Origin of the sequence: Bacillus sp. FSL W8-0848, from assembly GCF_038007805.1 — a bacterium.
Taxonomy (GTDB): domain Bacteria; phylum Bacillota; class Bacilli; order Bacillales; family Bacillaceae; genus Bacillus; species Bacillus glycinifermentans.
Window position 1 is genome coordinate 2,801,505 of sequence record NZ_JBBOYB010000001.1, and the last position, 16,547, is coordinate 2,818,051.

General features: G+C 47.5%; 16 protein-coding genes, 1 riboswitch and 1 other annotated feature. Of the genes, 3 read left to right on the forward strand and 13 right to left on the reverse strand.

What is annotated here, in order from left to right; genetic code table 11:
- Positions 1–8 precede the first annotated feature (8 nt).
- Both NSQ39_RS14695 and NSQ39_RS14700 read right to left on the reverse strand, forming a co-directional pair.
- Positions 9–887 (reverse strand): carbohydrate ABC transporter permease, encoded by an 879-nt coding sequence (locus tag NSQ39_RS14695; RefSeq protein ID WP_175076632.1) that lies wholly within the window; start codon positions 885–887, stop codon positions 9–11.
- 147 nt (positions 888–1,034) lie between these two features.
- Positions 1,035–1,646 (reverse strand): NAD-dependent epimerase/dehydratase family protein, encoded by a 612-nt coding sequence (locus tag NSQ39_RS14700; protein WP_254416563.1) that lies wholly within the window; start codon positions 1,644–1,646, stop codon positions 1,035–1,037.
- Positions 1,647–1,735: 89 nt separating this feature from the next.
- Here NSQ39_RS14700 and NSQ39_RS14705 point away from each other — a divergent pair.
- Positions 1,736–3,291, forward strand: a protein-coding gene (locus NSQ39_RS14705) for an IS3 family transposase (protein ID WP_341015692.1) whose coding sequence is annotated in 2 segments (ribosomal slippage) — positions 1,736–2,393 and positions 2,393–3,291 — 1,557 coding nt in all. Because the reading frame shifts where the segments join, the coding sequence is not laid out codon by codon here.
- A 23-nt stretch (positions 3,292–3,314) separates the two neighbouring features.
- Here the strand turns inward: NSQ39_RS14705 and NSQ39_RS14710 are convergent.
- The 3 genes from NSQ39_RS14710 to NSQ39_RS14720 form a co-directional block, all read right to left on the reverse strand.
- Complete coding sequence (locus NSQ39_RS14710) at positions 3,315–3,458, reverse strand: hypothetical protein (RefSeq protein ID WP_341015694.1); 144 nt, start codon at positions 3,456–3,458, stop codon at positions 3,315–3,317.
- An 18-nt stretch (positions 3,459–3,476) separates the two neighbouring features.
- The gene (locus NSQ39_RS14715; protein ID WP_046129319.1) at positions 3,477–4,364 is read right to left on the reverse strand and encodes a dienelactone hydrolase family protein; all 888 of its coding nucleotides are present in this window, start codon (positions 4,362–4,364) and stop codon (positions 3,477–3,479) included.
- A 76-nt stretch (positions 4,365–4,440) separates the two neighbouring features.
- Complete coding sequence (locus NSQ39_RS14720; RefSeq protein ID WP_336885359.1) at positions 4,441–5,670, reverse strand: APC family permease; 1,230 nt, start codon at positions 5,668–5,670, stop codon at positions 4,441–4,443.
- A gap of 126 nt (positions 5,671–5,796) precedes the next feature.
- Between NSQ39_RS14720 and NSQ39_RS14725 the strand changes: the two genes are divergently transcribed.
- Positions 5,797–6,690 (forward strand): LysR family transcriptional regulator, encoded by an 894-nt coding sequence (locus tag NSQ39_RS14725; protein ID WP_175076630.1) that lies wholly within the window; start codon positions 5,797–5,799, stop codon positions 6,688–6,690.
- Positions 6,691–6,694: 4 nt separating this feature from the next.
- On the opposite strand, the gene NSQ39_RS14730 is transcribed toward NSQ39_RS14725, so the two are convergent.
- The 6 genes from NSQ39_RS14730 to NSQ39_RS14755 form a co-directional block, all read right to left on the reverse strand.
- A complete protein-coding gene (locus NSQ39_RS14730) occupies positions 6,695–7,099 on the reverse strand; it encodes a VOC family protein (protein ID WP_046129321.1) in 405 nt (134 codons plus the stop codon).
- A 123-nt stretch (positions 7,100–7,222) separates the two neighbouring features.
- On the reverse strand, positions 7,223–9,637 hold the full coding sequence (leuS, locus tag NSQ39_RS14735; protein WP_175076629.1) for a leucine--tRNA ligase: 2,415 nt from the start codon (positions 9,635–9,637) through the stop codon (positions 7,223–7,225).
- 112 nt (positions 9,638–9,749) lie between these two features.
- Positions 9,750–9,961 (reverse strand) — a binding site (T-box leader).
- A 102-nt stretch (positions 9,962–10,063) separates the two neighbouring features.
- On the reverse strand, positions 10,064–10,393 hold the full coding sequence (locus NSQ39_RS14740; protein ID WP_128748408.1) for a DUF4257 domain-containing protein: 330 nt from the start codon (positions 10,391–10,393) through the stop codon (positions 10,064–10,066).
- Between the two features lie 216 nt (positions 10,394–10,609).
- Positions 10,610–11,779 carry an MDR family MFS transporter gene (locus NSQ39_RS14745; protein WP_175076628.1) on the reverse strand — a complete coding sequence of 390 codons (1,170 nt, stop codon included), beginning with the start codon at positions 11,777–11,779 and terminating at the stop codon, positions 10,610–10,612.
- A 157-nt stretch (positions 11,780–11,936) separates the two neighbouring features.
- Positions 11,937–12,377, reverse strand: a complete 441-nt coding sequence (locus tag NSQ39_RS14750; RefSeq protein ID WP_341015701.1) for a hypothetical protein — start codon at positions 12,375–12,377, stop codon at positions 11,937–11,939.
- A 324-nt stretch (positions 12,378–12,701) separates the two neighbouring features.
- Positions 12,702–13,523: a MetQ/NlpA family ABC transporter substrate-binding protein gene (locus NSQ39_RS14755; RefSeq protein ID WP_175076626.1), complete on the reverse strand. Its 822-nt coding sequence runs from the start codon at positions 13,521–13,523 to the stop codon at positions 12,702–12,704.
- Positions 13,524–13,578: 55 nt separating this feature from the next.
- A riboswitch (SAM riboswitch) is annotated at positions 13,579–13,684 on the reverse strand.
- Between the two features lie 119 nt (positions 13,685–13,803).
- Between NSQ39_RS14755 and NSQ39_RS14760 the strand changes: the two genes are divergently transcribed.
- On the forward strand, positions 13,804–14,484 hold the full coding sequence (locus NSQ39_RS14760; RefSeq protein ID WP_175076625.1) for a sunset domain-containing protein: 681 nt from the start codon (positions 13,804–13,806) through the stop codon (positions 14,482–14,484).
- 28 nt (positions 14,485–14,512) lie between these two features.
- Here NSQ39_RS14760 and NSQ39_RS14765 read toward each other — a convergent pair whose 3' ends face one another.
- Together NSQ39_RS14765 and NSQ39_RS14770 are read right to left on the reverse strand one after the other, a co-directional pair.
- On the reverse strand, positions 14,513–15,844 hold the full coding sequence (locus NSQ39_RS14765; RefSeq protein WP_175076624.1) for an ABC transporter permease: 1,332 nt from the start codon (positions 15,842–15,844) through the stop codon (positions 14,513–14,515).
- Positions 15,834–16,532, reverse strand: a complete 699-nt coding sequence (locus tag NSQ39_RS14770) for an ABC transporter ATP-binding protein (protein ID WP_175076623.1) — start codon at positions 16,530–16,532, stop codon at positions 15,834–15,836. Before NSQ39_RS14770 ends, NSQ39_RS14765 begins: the two co-directional genes overlap by 11 nt.
- Positions 16,533–16,547: the final 15 nt, after the last annotated feature.

Sequence of the window (16,547 nt, forward strand, 5' to 3'; positions counted from 1 at the left end):
CCCTCGTTTTAACCTTTAATAGACCCTAATAACGCACCTTTTGCAAAATGTTTTTGAATGAACGGATAGACGAGCAGCACCGGAATTGTCGCGACGACAATCACCGCCATTTTAATCGTTTGCTCAGGCGGCGCCGCTGCTGCTCCCATTTCCGTCATATCCCCCTGCATGCCGCTTGAGACGATGACGATCTGCCTGAGCAGAACCTGTATCGGCCATTTCGTCGCATCGCTCAAATACAGAATCGCCTGCATGTACGTATTCCAATAGGTGACGGCATAAAACAGCGAAATCGTGGCAATCGCCGGCAAAGATAAGGGCAGAATGATACGGAAAAAGATCCCCAGGTCATTGCACCCGTCGATTTTCGCAGATTCTTCCAAACTGGACGGAATGTTTTGAAAAAAGTTTTTTAGAATAATCAGGTTAAAAGCATTAATGGCGCCCGGAAGTATCAGAGACCAATAGGAATCAAGCAATCCGAGCGATTTCACGACGAGAAACGTCGGGATCATCCCGCCGCTGAAGAGCATCGTAAAGACGACCAAAAACATCAGCATGCGCCTGCCCATCAGTTCCTTTCTCGACAAGCTGTATGCCATCAGCGAGGAAAGGAACATGCTGACGGCTGTTCCCGCGGCTGTTACGAGAATGGAAATGATCAAGCTTCTGTACACGATGTCAGTCGAAAAAATGTACCTGTACGCATCCAATGAAAACGTGGTCGGAAACAATATGAACTTTTTCGAAATGACCTCTTCCACCGTTGCAAAAGAGGCGGCTATCACATGGATAAACGGCAGCACGCAAACGAGGCCGAATCCGGTTAAAAAAGCGTAATTCAACACATCAAACACGCGGCTTCCCGCGGAATGTCTGATCGCCATTTCACCCCTCCTTTTTTGTAAGCGCTGTCAAAAAATTACGATATCGTGTCTAAAATGTAGCAAAAGGAGGGGAGAAGCGTCTATAATCATTTTGTGAGCAGGAATGCGAAAACAAAGAAAAAGATCATCGCCTTAGAAGATGATACGTCAGTCTTTTTTCAAAAGGTCAGCCGAATTGACTTTCGGCTCATACCCTAATTCGCGGACGGCGGATGTGATCGACCACGGCCGGTCCGGATTGTCGCTGACGGCATAATATGTACCATACGTTTTATCGGCTTCAATCGCACATTTAAATATGCCGACGAGGTCCTTCTTGGACAGCAGCGTTTTTTTCGTCCTCGGCTTTGTCAGCAGCGCTTCTTTTTCGTTTTCGACCGCCGTGCCGATCCGCAAATTGATGACGGAAACCGGGGCGCCTGAATGATGCGAAAACAGGTATCCCAGGTTTTCTGAGGCCAATTTCAGCAAGCCGTACAGGCTTTTTGACAGCGGATAATCTTCCGTCTGAATCGGTCTTTTAAGCAAAGACACGCCATTTTGCTCATAAACGTCTGTGACGTGGTTGCTGCTTGCAAAAATGACTTTCGGCACGCCGCGTTGCACTGCGGCCATAAGCATCGCATACGTCGCGTTAAAAAAGATGTCTGTCATTTTTTCAAATTCTTGCTTGTCAAGAAGATTGCCGGTCGGTTTGACGGCGAGAAGGTTGATCAGCGCATCGGTGTCTTCAGGGATGGCCTTCACCGTTTTGTGCATCAGCCTGGATAAACCTTGCAGGCTGATATGCTCCCCTAAAGGTAGACAGATGAAATAAAAAAATCTGTTTGCCTTGGGGGAGTTTTTTCATGGCTGGAAAATGGTTTTCAAAAAAGGAAAAATTGAATATTCTATCAGAATGTGATCAGGAGAATAATTCGGTGAATGAGATCGCAGAAAAATATGACATTCATGCCGAAACAATTCGTGAATGGAGAACATCGCATGATATGGCGGGTGTGGAGAGTTTGGAACGTTCAAAGCGCCATAAGTTCTATCCCGCAGAATTAAAATACAATGCCGTGAAAGACTTCTTATCCGGACGCTACTCTCAAAGAGAAATCTCGAGAAAATATAAGATTTCCAGTAAATCCGTGCTCATGAAGTGGGTCGAGCTTTATAATGGTCATAAAACGTTAAAAGACAGTGGGAGAGGAAGGAATCGTTTAATGACCAAACGGAAGAATGTTTCTTTGGAAGAACGGATTAAGATTGCGAAGGATTGCCTAGCCCACGGAAAAGATTACGCCAGATCAATGGAGATTCATCAAGTCTCCTACCAACAGGTGTATCAATGGGTGAAAAAGTATCAAGAAGGTGGAGAAGAAGCCTTAAAAGATACACGGGGAAAACGCAAAACCGAAGAAGAACTGACACCTGAAGAAAAAATTCAACGGGAAAACAAACGGCTGGAACAGGAAAATGAGCGTTTGCGCGCAGAGAATGCGTTCTTAAAAAAGTTGGAAGAGATCAAAAGGAGGCGGTTCTAAGTCAGGTTCGGTACGAAGATCGATATCTCGCCATTTTAGAGCTGAATCGAAAAGAAGGCTTTTCTGTCCAAATGTTATGTGAGATTGCCGAAGTTTCGCGCCAGGGGTATTACAAATGGAGGAGCCGAGTACCTTCAGCGAGAGAAAAACAGAATGAAAAGATTATCGCCAAAATGGCGCTACTTCACGAACAAATTGGCGGTATCTACGGATACCGCAGAATGACCTTAAACATGAACCGCCGCTTTAAAGAGCGCCTCAATCATAAGCGCATCTATCGGCTGATGAAAATTGCCAAGCTGGAGTGTGTCATTCGGCGGAAGAAAAAACGTTACGGCAAAGCGACGCCTCAACATGTGTCCGAAAATATCCTGAATCGAGAGTTTAAAGCGGACAAACCAAATCAAAAATGGGTGACTGATGTGACAGAGCTAAAATACGGCCATCGGAAAGCGTACCTCAGTGCCATTTTAGATCTTCATGAGGGAATGGTCGTGTCTTATGTGCTGGGGAAATCCAATAATAACGCCCTTGTGTTTAAAACCTTGAACCAAGCGCTTGAGGCAGCCCCAAACGCACGTCCTCTCCTTCACAGCGACAGAGGTTTTCAATACACGTCCCACCAGTTTAGAAGGATGATTGAAAACGCAAATATGACACAGAGTATGTCCCGCGTCGGCCGCTGTATTGACAACGGCCCCATTGAGTCGTTTTGGGGGAAATTAAAATGCGAGAAATACAGACGGAATTCGTACGAGACATTTGAGGCACTTCAAAGCGCAATTGATGAATATATCCACTTTTACAACCACGATCGTCTACAAGAAAAACTAAACGGCCTCAGCCCAGTGGAATACAGGGCTAAAGCCGTCTAGTGTGTTTTAGTTATTTCCACTGTCTACTTGACAGGGTGCAGATCAGGCAGCTCTTCTTCAGGCTTTTTTACATCCATTACCGCCAGATCGTATCCTTCATCAGACAGCCCGCGGATCAATATGCGCCCGACCGTCCCGCTTCCCCCGACAATCGTTACCTTCTTCACCAATAATCATCCTCCTGTTCACAGCCATGTTTTCAAAAAATCGATCGCTTTCTGCCTCATTGCGGCGGTTTCCAAATGCCCCGAATGGGAGCGAAACATTTCATAGCGTTCACCCGCGTTTTTTTCTTTATACACGGAGGTCAATGATTTCTCGATGATATCAATCCCCATGACGGGAGTGAGCTTATCCGCAGTTCCGACGAGGCTCAAGTGGGGCCTCGGAGCAATCAGGCTCTGAATCTGTGCGGTTGAAACATGCTTTACGAGCCCTGGTACATATGAATACAGATTGTGCCTGTCCAAATTCTGCGTCTTGATTAGCGTTTCGCTGTCAACCTGGCTGCATATATCGACGCATGCGCTGATGCGTGCGTCCAGCGCAGCCGTCCACCAGGCCATCAAACCTCCCATTGACATCCCGAGCGCAGCCATTCGGCCAGTATCGGTGTCATCCCGCGTCTCAAGATAATCAAGGGCCCGGATGCTGTCATACACCATCATCCCCCACATCACCCGCCCGGTCCAGAGCATCTCTTTAAAAATCTCGCTCTCCGTTTTCCCCCGCCTGTCTCCGAAAGCCCAATGGTCGATGGCGAGCGCCGCAAACCCGAGAGATGTCAGCTCCTCGGCGTATGGAGGCCTTTCCAAATACTCCGCGCCTTCGATCAGCTCCTTCCTTCCCCTTTCGTATCGCCCGCCGTGGGAATGGCAATAGAGCACGACCGGCAGTTTGCCTTGCGCCTGTTTCGGCTTCACAAAATAGGCCGGAACGGTCTCGATGCCGTTTAACCCTAGCAATAGCGTTTCAAGAATGAACGAATCCTTTTCTTCTTTTTTAAGAGTTTTCGCCTGAATCTCCTTTTGATCCGGCAAATCGCCGAGCAGCCTGAGCAATTGTCCGCGCATCACATGTCTCCTTTCTTCACCTCTTCATGGTTACATAAATACGATTTGAAAGGGGCTTTCACCTGTTTTTTAGGTATTATTTAAACCTCGTGTCTTTTAAAGGACCGCTGCGAAGGGCAAAAATAACGGTCGCGAACATGACAAAACACAAGATCGGAAGCGATGAAAACAACAGAAGAAGCGAAAAACAGCCGATCAAAAAAACGCAAATCGCTTTATAAACAAAACCGCTCAACAGCCGGTATGCTGCAAAAAGGCCGCAGAGTGAATGGCAGATAAAAAAGGCGTTTGCGATAGCGACGAGCGTGTCGACATTGACGGCATGAAAAAACAAACAAACGAAAACACTTGCGTGTACAGCGAAAATCAAGCCAAGCGCTGCGATCGGCTTATCGTCCTTCGTTCTGTACGCAAGGACGCCTGCTGTCTGCGAGAATATTAATCTGGCGGCTCCCCCGACGACAAGCAAATACGTGCTCATGCACAATACAGAGGTGACCGCGGCGATGACGGCTAATGCGTACGGGCCGAACAGCGGCGTTAAAATGAGCGTCAGTTTCAGCTGGCCGCTTTGAAAACGGCCCGGATCGATCCACTGGGCGGCTCCGGCTATTGCAAGATACACGAGTGTAACCGTCAGCCCGCTGATCACGACAGCACGCGGAATCACCTTCCTTCTGTCTTTTACCTCCATGCTGTAGTTTCCGATCATTTCCCAGCCGACCAAAGCCCAAAACAGCAGCAGCAAACCATGGCCAAAATCGGCAAGCCGAAAAGCCCCTTCGATCAGCGGCCCTTCCCTGAAAAAAGGAATCGACGTGAAGCTCCCTCCAAGCAAGAGAACCGCCGCCGCACTTGAAAAGACGAACGAAACCTTTCCCACAAACGAAATGCGAAAGCACAGCACAACGAGGCAAATGATGAACAGCAAAAGGCCGTAAGCTTCAGTTGAAACCGCAGAACCGGCCGCGATCGAGTGAATATACTGGCCGGCCGTCATGAGTACGGCCGCGGGGCCAAAGCTTGCTGCAGTGATAAAATAGAAGACTGCCAGTTTTTTCGCCCGAATGCCGAACGCTTTTTCAGCCGCATAAGCTATACCCGCATCGTTTGGAAATTCAATGCTCAATATCGCAAAAATCCGCGCAAACAAAAATCCGGCTCCCATCATAAACAGCCAGGCAAATATCGCATAGTCCCCCGCTATCTCATGAACCATCGGCGGCAGCAGAATAACACCTGAGCCTAAAATCGGCCCCGTCATCAAACCGCTTAGCAATAAAGACCCCAGTTTTTTCTCTTTCACCTAAACACAATCCCTTCTAAACGATGTAAAATGATTGTAATCTCATTTGTTAAATCAGTAAAATAGATAGTAATGATCCATAACTTCGGATTTTTCGATATTAGAAAAAAAGGAGACCTGACACAGATGGAAATCCGCCATTTGAAAACATTCAAAACCATCGTCGAAATCGGGGGATACACCCGTGCGGCAGATTATTTGGGCTATGCACAATCGACGGTGACTTCCCATATACAGGCGATTGAACAAGAATTGAGAAAGCCGTTATTCTATCGTTTAGGAAAAAAGATGCTGCTGACGGAAGCGGGGAAACATCTCCTTCCTTATGCAACGGAGATGATCGAGCTGTATGAAAAAGCGAGGTACATTTCTGCAGACGACAAGCAGCCCTCCGGAAACCTTATCATCGGCGCTTCCGAATCGTTAACCGTCTACAGGCTGCCGACGATCCTTCACGAATATAAAAGCAAGTACCCGCAGGTGACAGTGACGCTGAAGTCTTCAACATGCTGGCAGCTGAGGGATGAGTTGAGACAGGGGAAAATCGATGTCGCTTTTTTGCTGGATGAAGAGCGGAACGAAGAGGATCTCCATATTGAAAAACTCGTGGACGAGCCGATGGTGTTCATCTTTCCAAAGGGGCATCCGGCAGGGAAAACCGATTATCAGCATTTGGCGTTCAGCACAAATGAAACGTTTTTATATACGGAGCACGGGTGCAGCTACAGAGACTTTTTTGAAGAATATTTGCATAATCAAGGCGTCGTCACCGATAAGACGATGGAATTTTGGAGCGTAGAGGCCATTAAACAGTGCGTCATGTGCGGGCTGGGCGTCTCTCTCCTCCCGATGATCACAACCCGTACTGAAATCAGCGAACAAAAGCTTGAGGGCATCATGGTCAAAGACGCCCTCTTTTCTACCCAAATGAGTTATCATAAAAACAAATGGTTCTCTCCGGCGATGACCGCCTTTACAGAAATCGTCCGCAGTCAGGCGGAAAAGTGGCGCGAAGCATAGCCGGCTAAATTCCTTCCGTGTTCATCAGCACGATCCGCCAGCCGTCGGGATCTTCGATCGTTACGCCTTTTTCTTCCCAATACGGGTTTTCCGGAGGCACCTCTTCATACCCCATGTCAGACAACCTCTTTGCAATCGTTTTGATTTGCTGAAAATCAGGGATGTAAAAAACGAGAAGGTTGTCTTTCGTCGGGGCGGGACACGGGCTCCCGTTTTCGTGTGATGTGAATTCAAGGTGATACAGGGAATTCGGCAGGCCGAACATCGCGCCATCGTAGCCGGCATGCCCGGAAAACTCACCGATCCTTTGTAAACCGAGACCTTTCTCGTAAAAGGCGATGACCTCTTCAAAACGGTCTGTCGGTCTTGCGATTCGTACCTGCACGGCGGAAAAATCGGCAAACTTCATACTCATCAGCTCCTTTGCCTCTATTGTAATACATGGACGAAACGGCTGAAATCAAACATAAGCTTGAAAAGATCCAAGGCTTAGGATCGAAAAAAACCCCTTCGCGGAGGAAGGGGTTTTGCTTTAGTTTGCGACAATATTGACAAGCTTGCCCGGAACGGCGATCACTTTTCTGACCGTTTTTCCTTCAAGCTGTTCTTTTACTTTTTCGTTGTTTTTGGCCAGTTCCTCAAGCTGTTCTTTGTTTGCGTCAGCCGGAACATTTAACTTGGCTTTTACTTTCCCGTTCACCTGAACGACGATTTCAACCTCATCATCGACAAGCTTCTCTTCGTCATAGACAGGCCATGCTTCATATGCGATCGTGCCTTCATGGCCGAGACGGCTCCAAAGCTCTTCAGCAAGGTGCGGCGCGACAGGAGAAAGCAGTTTCACAAAGCCTTCCATGTATTCTTTCGGAAGCTTGTCCGCTTTATATGCTTCATTGATAAAGACCATCAGCTGGGAAATTCCCGTATTGAAGCGCAGCCCTTCGAAATGATCTGTCACTTTCATTACCGTTTCATGGTAGACACGCTCAAGCGTTTCGCCTGCTCCTTCCGTAATCTTGCTGCTCAATTCGCCATTGTCGTCGATGAACAGGCGCCATACGCGGTCAAGGAAGCGGCGCGCACCGTCAAGGCCTTTCGTAGACCAGGCAATCGAAGCGTCGAGCGGCCCCATGAACATTTCATACAAACGAAGCGTGTCTGCCCCGTGCGTCTTAACGATTTCGTCCGGATTGACGACATTGCCTTTTGATTTGCTCATTTTTTCATTGTTTTCGCCGAGAATCATTCCCTGGTTGTAGAGCTGCTTAAACGGCTCTTTTGTCGGCACGACTCCGATATCATAAAGGAATTTATGCCAGAATCGCGCATACAATAAGTGAAGAACGGCGTGTTCTGCGCCTCCGATATACATATCGACAGGAAGCCATTTCTTTAATTTTTCAGGAGACGCGAGTTCATTCGGATTTTTCGGATCAATATAGCGCAGGAAGTACCAGCAGCTGCCGGCCCACTGCGGCATTGTATTCGTTTCACGTCTTCCTTTTTTGCCTGTTGCAGGGTCTGTTACTTCGACCCATTCTTTAATGTTGGCAAGCGGCGATTCTCCCGTACCGCTCGGCTTGATTTCAGACGTTTTCGGCAAGATAAGCGGCAGCTCTTCTTCAGGAACCGGGGTGGATGTGCCGTCTTCCCAATGGATGATCGGAATCGGCTCGCCCCAATAGCGCTGGCGGCTGAACAGCCAATCGCGGAGCCGGTATGTCACTTTTTTCTCGCCTTTGCCGTTCTCTTCAAGCCACTCGATCATTTTTTCGATCGCAGCCGCTTTGTCGAGACCGTTCAGAAAATCGGAGTTGATATGCTCGCCGTCGCCTGTATACGCTTCTTTTTCAACGTTTCCGCCTTTGACGACTTCTTTGATCGGGAGACCAAATACCGTTGCGAATTCATGGTCGCGTTCATCATGGGCCGGAACCGCCATGACCGCTCCTGTTCCGTATGTAGCCAGGACATAATCGGCGATCCAGACCGGAATTTTTTCTCCGCTCGCCGGATTAACCGCATAAGCGCCTGTAAAAACGCCTGTCTTCGTTTTTGCCAAATCGGTGCGCTCAAGATCGCTCTTTGACTGAACTTCCGCAATATAAGCGTCGACCGCATCTTTTTGTTCAGGCATCGTGATCTTTTGGACCAGATCGTGTTCAGGAGCTAGTACGGCGTACGTCGCACCGAACAGAGTGTCGGGACGGGTCGTGAAAACCGTAAACATGGCGTCCTGGCCGTCGATTTCAAAATGAACGTGTGCACCTTCAGAACGGCCGATCCAGTTGCGCTGCATTTCTTTAATGCTCTCCGGCCAGTCGAGCTCTTCAAGGTCTTCGAGCAGACGGTCGGCGTATGCCGTAATTCTCAGCATCCATTGCTTCATCGGACGCCTTTCGACAGGATGACCGCCGCGTTCGCTCTTTCCGTCGATGACTTCTTCGTTGGCGAGAACGGTTCCGAGCGCCGGGCACCAGTTCACAGGCACTTCATCTACATAAGCGAGGCCTTTTTCATAAAGCTTTAAGAAAATCCACTGTGTCCATTTATAGTAGTCAGGATCTGTCGTATTGACTTCCCTGTCCCAGTCGTACGAAAAGCCGAGCGCCCTGATCTGGCGGCGGAAATTATCGATGTTCTGCTTCGTAAAGACGGCAGGATCATTCCCCGTATCGAGCGCGTACTGCTCAGCCGGAAGCCCGAATGCATCCCAGCCCATCGGATGCAGGACGTCATATCCCTGCATGCGCTTCATGCGCGAGAGAATGTCCGTCGCGGTATAGCCTTCCGGATGGCCGACATGCAGGCCTGCTCCGGACGGGTACGGGAACATATCCAGAGCATAAAACTTCGGTTTGGATGTATCTTCAAGCGTGGCAAAAGTCTTGTTTTCAAGCCAATAGTCCTGCCACTTTTTCTCGATTTTTTGATGATCAAAACTCAATTGTAAAAACCTCCTTTGAATGTACGTACGGCATCCTTGCATACAAGTATGGACGGGACCGGCATCGTGATATTCAGATTATTCCAAAATCAAAAAAACTCTCCCATCCCTAAGAAGGGACGAGAGATTCGATTTCCCGCGGTACCACCCTTGTTAGTGTACATTCGTACACTCACTTGATATCTTTAACGCAGATGCACGGCAGCAGCTCATCACTGCTGCAACTCTGAGGCGAGTTCAGAAGCCCAACCTGATTGACTTTCACCAGCCGTCAACTCTCTGTGGCAGATGGGGCTTCTTACTGCTCCTCTTCACTGTTCTTGCCGTAACCGTAATCTTATCTGTATTTTATAGAATTCTGTTCATAAGTGCAAGCAGGTTTGTATACAATGGGAATGTGCTGAAAAAAGGGTAAGAGTGAGGATCTTAATCGTGTGGAGAATCGTTTTGCCGTCCGGAGTTTTGTACATTTGCCTGCTGTTCTCTGACAAAGTCAAAGCTTCTCAATACAGCTTCACCGCCGTAGCCTGCAACAATGGATAAAACCACGAGCTGAATTCCGGAGTCAGGTTCCGCAGATAAAACAAGCAAAATAGAGGCAACCATGCCGACAAGAATATCTTCAAAAAAACCGAGGTAAATAAATCGTTTCGTCGTTCTCGGTTTCTCGAGCCGTCCTCTTTTTTTAATGTGCCCGAGAACCCCCATAATCCCTCCAATCAAACAAGCAACCAAAACTTGATGCAGCATCTTCATCACCTTCCTAAAGCCCTTAGATTCGTCAAGCGACTTCAGGCCATCGAGCAGCCCCCCTAGAACCCTTTGCGATGATATTCGATACTACTACAGAAAATGTGTTCTGTCTCTGAGGAAAAAAAAGCTTGTTTCTTCCATTATATGTGAAGAACTAGGTGATAATCTTGATTCCTTCGATTCATTTTCACATAATTACAATTACCTATTTTTTCTATATCAAACAGAGAGCTGCTTTTCCTTTCGGCCATATAAATATGCTGTTCCTATGCTGATCATCAGCAAAACGAGCAGAACAGCCAATAATGCCTGCATGCTGAAAAAATCAACGATCATTCCGCCGAACAGCGGCCCGATCATTCTTCCTCCCGTCGCCATGCTGTTGACGAAGCCTTGGTAAAACCCTTCTTTCCCCCGCGGTGCGAGGCGGTTTGCGATCGTCGGAACAGCCGGCCAGACGAGCATTTCCCCGAGCGTCAGCACGATCATCGCGCCGAGGAAAACCCGGAAAGATTCAGCGGCAAACAGCATGCCGTAAGCAAACATAAAAATGATGAATCCGCTCACGATTTGTTTTTTTAGCGAACTGGCGAATCTGTGGACAAACATTCCGGTAAGCGGCTGACCCAGGACGATGAGCGCACCGTTGACCGTCCATAGCAGACTGTACTGCCCGAGCGATATGCCGAGATCCTGCGTATGTGAAGCGATCGTTGAAGACCATTGGGAATAAGCGACCCAGCCGAGAAGATATCCCGTACATACGAGCATGAGGGCTGAAAATCTTGATTTTCCGCTTGCGCCGGCAGCATGATCTACAACGGATGACTTTACTGCACGTTCTGTGCGGATATGTCTGAATCCAAAACATGCAATCGCGGAAAAAACGGCATAAAGCATCGCATTCGCAAAAAAGACGTAAGCGAATGAAAATGATGCAACGACTCCCCCAAGCGCGGAACCGACAGCGACCCCGGCATTTTGCGCTACATACACGGCATTAAAAGCCTTTCTGCCGCCTTCGGGCCAAACCGCTCCGGCCATTGCGTAGCATGCCGGAAACACAACACCCGACCCGAATCCGACAGCTGTCAACAAGAGGATATAAGCCGTCCAGCCATGAAAAAACACGAGGGCGGAAAGGCTGACAAACGTGATCACGATTCCGATAATGACGGATTTGAAACCGCCGATTTTATCAAACAAATAACCGCCGCATAAATTTCCGATGACATTGGCTCCGGAGTTGAGCATCAATACAAATCCGGCTGCGGTTAACGATTTCCCTAAATGGTCGTGAATATAGATAGTGTTCAAAGGCCACAAAAAAGAAGACCCCGTTACATTGATAAACATCCCGATGATCAGCATCCATAACGTACGCGGCATTGTGTTTTCCTTCTTTCTGATTTTCGTTCCTTCTAGATTCTATTCGTTTTGGCCATTTTTTTCAATGGAGGGAATTCGGTTTTCCTTCATAAAAAAACCCCTTTTTAGAAAGGATATTTTTTATAATATTCGGAAAAAATACTTTAATCTCCGCTGCTTAGATGGGGCGGGGTTTGTATTCAGGGTCCGGGCCATCGTGGATTTTTATCCTGTCCGGCTCGGCACCGCTCCCGTCCCGCGGATGTTTTACAGTTCCTGGCTGTTCGAATGCCGGCGGACGTTCAGCCCCGTTTCTTACGTCCATTGGCGAACCCGGCTCCCCCATAAAACAGCCGGTTTTTTTGTCATGTTTCTTATTTTGAAATTCCGCAAACACCCCGTTTTGAAACTGACCGGCGTAAGGCTTTTCCCCGCGATTCGGCTGAAAGAATGCCGCAAATCCAGCCGTTTTTGCGGGCTGAATATCAAAATACTGTTCTTCAGCAGAACCGATTTTAATCGTCCGGCTGCCGCTTTCTGTTCCGTTTGCACATGAAATGATGAGCGTAATCACTCCTGCCACCCCAAGCGCGCCTGTTAAGGCTGAAAATTTTATCACGTCAAACGCCTCCTATCATAAAAAAGCGGAAAAAGTTCGCAGATTCGGGAGAACCGGTCCATATTGAATCGATCATAATAATCGGAATTTCAGCTTTCCTTTTTTCTATCGGCGATTTCGCACTTCGTTTTATATGCAATCTGTTTTTCGGCGGTTCTCCCGCTCCCCTGGAAAACGTCGTCTTATGGAACAGAAAGCGAAGAACGAAAAAAAGCCGGCAAGATGCCGGCTCCCTGAGGCTGTCCGATGACATGTATGTCTTGAGATTAGAAACCGGCACAGCGGCATCTACGTTGCCGTTAGAAGCTGTATGTTCACATGCCGCTATTCGGTCATCCATTTCGGCTTTCCGAATCCGGCGAATTCTTTGTCGATCGTTTTTTCGAAAACCTCCGATTTGACCGCTTCTTTTAAATCTTTGGCGAATGGTTTATCCTTGTTTTTTCCGTCGACAACGATTTGGTTGCGGTAGCAGTCAGGCATGTTTTCAAGCGCAAGGGCATCCTGCAACTTCATGTTGGCAGACAGGGCGAAATTGCCCGGTACGGCGGCGATGTCAAGATCTTCAACCGCCCTTGGCAGGTTGGCGGATTCGAGCTGCTTAAACGTCAGCTTTTTCGGATTGTCCGTGATATCGCGTTCAGAAGCTTTCAATGTATCGATGCCGTCCTTCAGCTTGATCAATCCTTGATCCTTAAGCGTTAAAAACGCCCTGGCAGCGTTAGCCGGATCATTCGGTATAGCTACTTGTGCCCCCGCCTTGACCTCTTTTAGCGATTTATACTTGGATGAGTACAGACCCATCGGTGCGGTCGGCACCGAAATCAGAGCGGCGAGATCTTTGTTGTTTTCCTTATTGTAAGCTTTCATAAAGACTTCATGCTGAAACAAATTGGCGTCAAGCTCGCCTTCCGTCAATGCCGTATTCGGCTGCACATAATCTGTAAATTGAACGACATCCACTTGATAGCCTTTTTTCTCAAGCTCAGGCTTAATCGCTTTTGTGACCATATCGTAATAAGGGCCTGCGGTTGCACCGATTTTAATCACCTTGCTTCCGTTTGCCGCGCTGTTTCCGCATGCGGCAAGAAGGGCAAGTGTTCCCGCCAATGCAAGTGTTCCCCACAATTTTGTCCATTTCTTCATTCCAATCTCCTCCTCAACATAAAAAAACTCTTCCAGTCCGCCTGAAAGAGTCGATCACTTATCTTTCAGAATGCGTCTGACATTCTGCTGGATTTAGCACCTTGCTTATGCAGGTTGCTGAGATTTCACAGGGCCAGTCCCTCCATCTCTCTTCATAAGTTACATATTTGATTCCCTTCATTTTACGTATGAATATTGAGATTTGCAAGAACTTTTTCAATCTAAACATTTTTTTCTTAATGAGTTAAAATATGAATACAAGAAGAAAGGAGACCCAAAAATGGAATTTTTCTATGCAATCGGATTTTTTTCCATCATTTTTTCGCTCGGCTATGCCGTTTTTCATTTGATCAGAAAAAAGTTCTTTTCGCCTGACAAACGATTCTCCAAAAAAATCTTTTACCCCTTTCTGATAGGCGGCTTTCTCCTTTGCGCCGCGACAACACCGTATACGGATCAGGAGACATATGCCGGGGAAAAGGAAACGAAAGAACAGACGGCTCAGATCAAAGAATTGACGTCTGAGAAAACGTCTCTTTCAAATGAAATCAAATCTTTAAAAGAGCAGATTCAAAAAACGAATGAAACATTGGCTTCCGTAAAAACGGAGAACGAAACGCTAAAAAAAGAAAATGAGAACCTGCTCAAAGAAAAGGACAAGCTCGCGGAAGATAAGAAATCAGCAGAGAAAAAACTGGCAAGCGTCCAAAAGAACAGCGCAAAAACGAAGCAGGCCCAGGCAGACAATCGAACAGAAGCTTCTTCAGCCGGGCAGAGCAAAAGCTCAGGCTCTTCCAAAAAGACCGCAGAGCACAGTCAGGAGTGCAACATTAAGGGGAGCGTCAACAAAATTTATCATACGCCTGGAAGTACATACTATGACCGCACGAAAAACGTCGTTCAATGGTTTTGTTCTGAACAGGAAGCACAAGACGCGGGATACAGACCGCCAAAACGCTAAAAAAGCCGGCACGCTGCCGGCTTTCTTTCTATAATTCTCTTCTTAGCGCTGTCAGCACGTTCGTTCTCGTCGCTTTGACGGCCGGATTCAATCCTGACAGAATCGCAACCCCCATACTGATGACAGTCGCGATGATGACAAGGCTCACCGGAATATAGGAGAACGTGATGCTGAAATCCTGTGCAGTCCCTTCGCCTTGGGAAACCGATGACAAAATCACCGGGAGAAGCCTGTTCACCAGGAAGCTGACACCGTATGAGATGATAACGCCGAATACAGATCCGATGAAACCGATATAGGCGCTTTCCATTAAAAACATTTTGCGGATGACGTTCGGACTCGCACCGATCGCTTTCATAATTCCGATCTCCTGGGTCCGCTCCGTGACGGCCATTGTCATCGTGTTGAAAATTCCGATCGCAGAAATCAATACGGCAATCACCCCGACGAAAATCAGTCCGATTTTAAAAGCCATAAAAAGCAGATTGACGCTGTCCAGCTTTTTCGTGACAGAATCGACGAAGAATCCTTTATCTTCCAAATCTTTTGTGAGCTGATCGACGTGTTCAAAGTTGTCCGCATAGACTGTCAGTTCTTTTTCTATATCACCGCTGTCTTTATCCGCTTTCAGAAAATCGGTAATCCCTTTCTGCATGTCATTGCTGATATAGACGCTGGAATCGCTCACCCAATCGTAAGAAGGTTTTTCCATTACCCCGACAACCTTAAAGTCATACGTTCTTTCCTTGCTTTTTTCTCCTGTCTTTTCATCTATCTTCTCAATCTTTAATTCTATCGTCTTGCCGAGAATATCTTTTTCATATCCTTTAGGTTCTTTTACATCATCTGGATTGCTTTCTTGCTGCTTTTGATATTCTTTCGCTTCTTTTTTCGTCCACAGCTGCTTGCCGAAATGATAGCCGACGACGATTTCATTCGGCGATTTCGCCACGCGTCCGCGATCCAGCTTGATGTTCGCTTTTTGCTCCGCAGCCATGTCAGTAAGTATAAAATAACCGATTTGTCCATTGGTCCGGTTGCCAAATTTGGCTTCTACAGGCGACATCACTCTTGTACGTTCTATAACGGCTGCTACATCGCCGCGTTTTTCAAAGTCTTTTAAATCTTTCTTCTGAACCGGTTTGTCGCCTTGCCCTTCTTTTCCTGCGACATCGATTTTCGTGACAACCTGATCTCTCATCAATTGCTCGGTCATCGACTTTTGCAGCCCGAAGCCGACGGAGGCGAGCACGATTAAAAACGCGCAGGCCACCGTTGTCGCCAGTATTGTCATAAACACCCTGAGGCGGTTTTTCTTCATGTTTCTTCTGATGAATTTCAGCTGATCCTTAAACTTCAACAGTCTCTTCCCCCTTCTCCAAAACCCCGTCAAATAAACGAAATTTCGTATCTGCGATAGACGCCACCTCGTCATCGTGGGTAATCATAATGAACGTGATGCCTCTTTCTCTGTTCAGCTGCTTGATGAATCCGAGGATTTCCTGCTCTGTTTCGGAATCAAGGCTTCCCGTCGGCTCGTCCGCCAAAATGATCGACGGGTTTAAAATCAAAGCCCGCGCGATGCTGACGCGCTGCTGCTGTCCTCCGGAAAGCTCGTTCGGATAATGGCCTGCATGGTTTTCAAGGCCGACGCGGCGCAGCATATCATTCACCCTTTGCTTGCGCTCCGCCGGACGAACGCCTTTTAATGTAAGGGGCAGCTCGACGTTTTCAAACGTCGTCAAACTCGGAATCAGCTGAAAGCTTTGAAAGATAAAGCCGAAATGTTCAAGGCGGAACTCCGCCCACTCTTTTTCGCTGAATCCCGTCACATCCCTCCCGCCAATCATGATCTTTCCTTCTGTCGGCGCAATATAGCCGGAAATCAGGTTTAACAGCGTCGATTTCCCTGAACCGCTTCGCCCGACGATACAGGCGATTTCCCCTTTTTGGACGGTAAGCGAGACGTCCTTCAATACTTTGATTTCGTTTTCCCTTCCTTTTTTTCCGATTTTGAATGAGTGGTGAATATGTTCTATGGTAATCATTTTCTCTATCTCCTC

Coding starts and splice junctions, on each gene's coding strand:
- NSQ39_RS14700 (WP_254416563.1), bottom strand. CDS start 1,646: ATGCACAAAACGGTGAAGGCCATCCCTGAAGACACCGATGCGCTGATC.
- NSQ39_RS14715 (WP_046129319.1), bottom strand. CDS start 4,364: ATGCGCGGACAATTGCTCAGGCTGCTCGGCGATTTGCCGGATCAAAAG.
- NSQ39_RS14755 (WP_175076626.1), bottom strand. CDS start 13,523: ATGAAGAAATGGACAAAATTGTGGGGAACACTTGCATTGGCGGGAACA.
- NSQ39_RS14770 (WP_175076623.1), bottom strand. CDS start 16,532: ATGATTACCATAGAACATATTCACCACTCATTCAAAATCGGAAAAAAA.
- NSQ39_RS14730 (WP_046129321.1), bottom strand. CDS start 7,099: ATGAAGTTTGCCGATTTTTCCGCCGTGCAGGTACGAATCGCAAGACCG.
- NSQ39_RS14695 (WP_175076632.1), bottom strand. CDS start 887: ATGGCGATCAGACATTCCGCGGGAAGCCGCGTGTTTGATGTGTTGAAT.
- NSQ39_RS14760 (WP_175076625.1), top strand. CDS start 13,804: ATGGAATTTTTCTATGCAATCGGATTTTTTTCCATCATTTTTTCGCTC.
- NSQ39_RS14740 (WP_128748408.1), bottom strand. CDS start 10,393: ATGAAGATGCTGCATCAAGTTTTGGTTGCTTGTTTGATTGGAGGGATT.
- NSQ39_RS14745 (WP_175076628.1), bottom strand. CDS start 11,779: ATGCCGCGTACGTTATGGATGCTGATCATCGGGATGTTTATCAATGTA.
- NSQ39_RS14725 (WP_175076630.1), top strand. CDS start 5,797: ATGGAAATCCGCCATTTGAAAACATTCAAAACCATCGTCGAAATCGGG.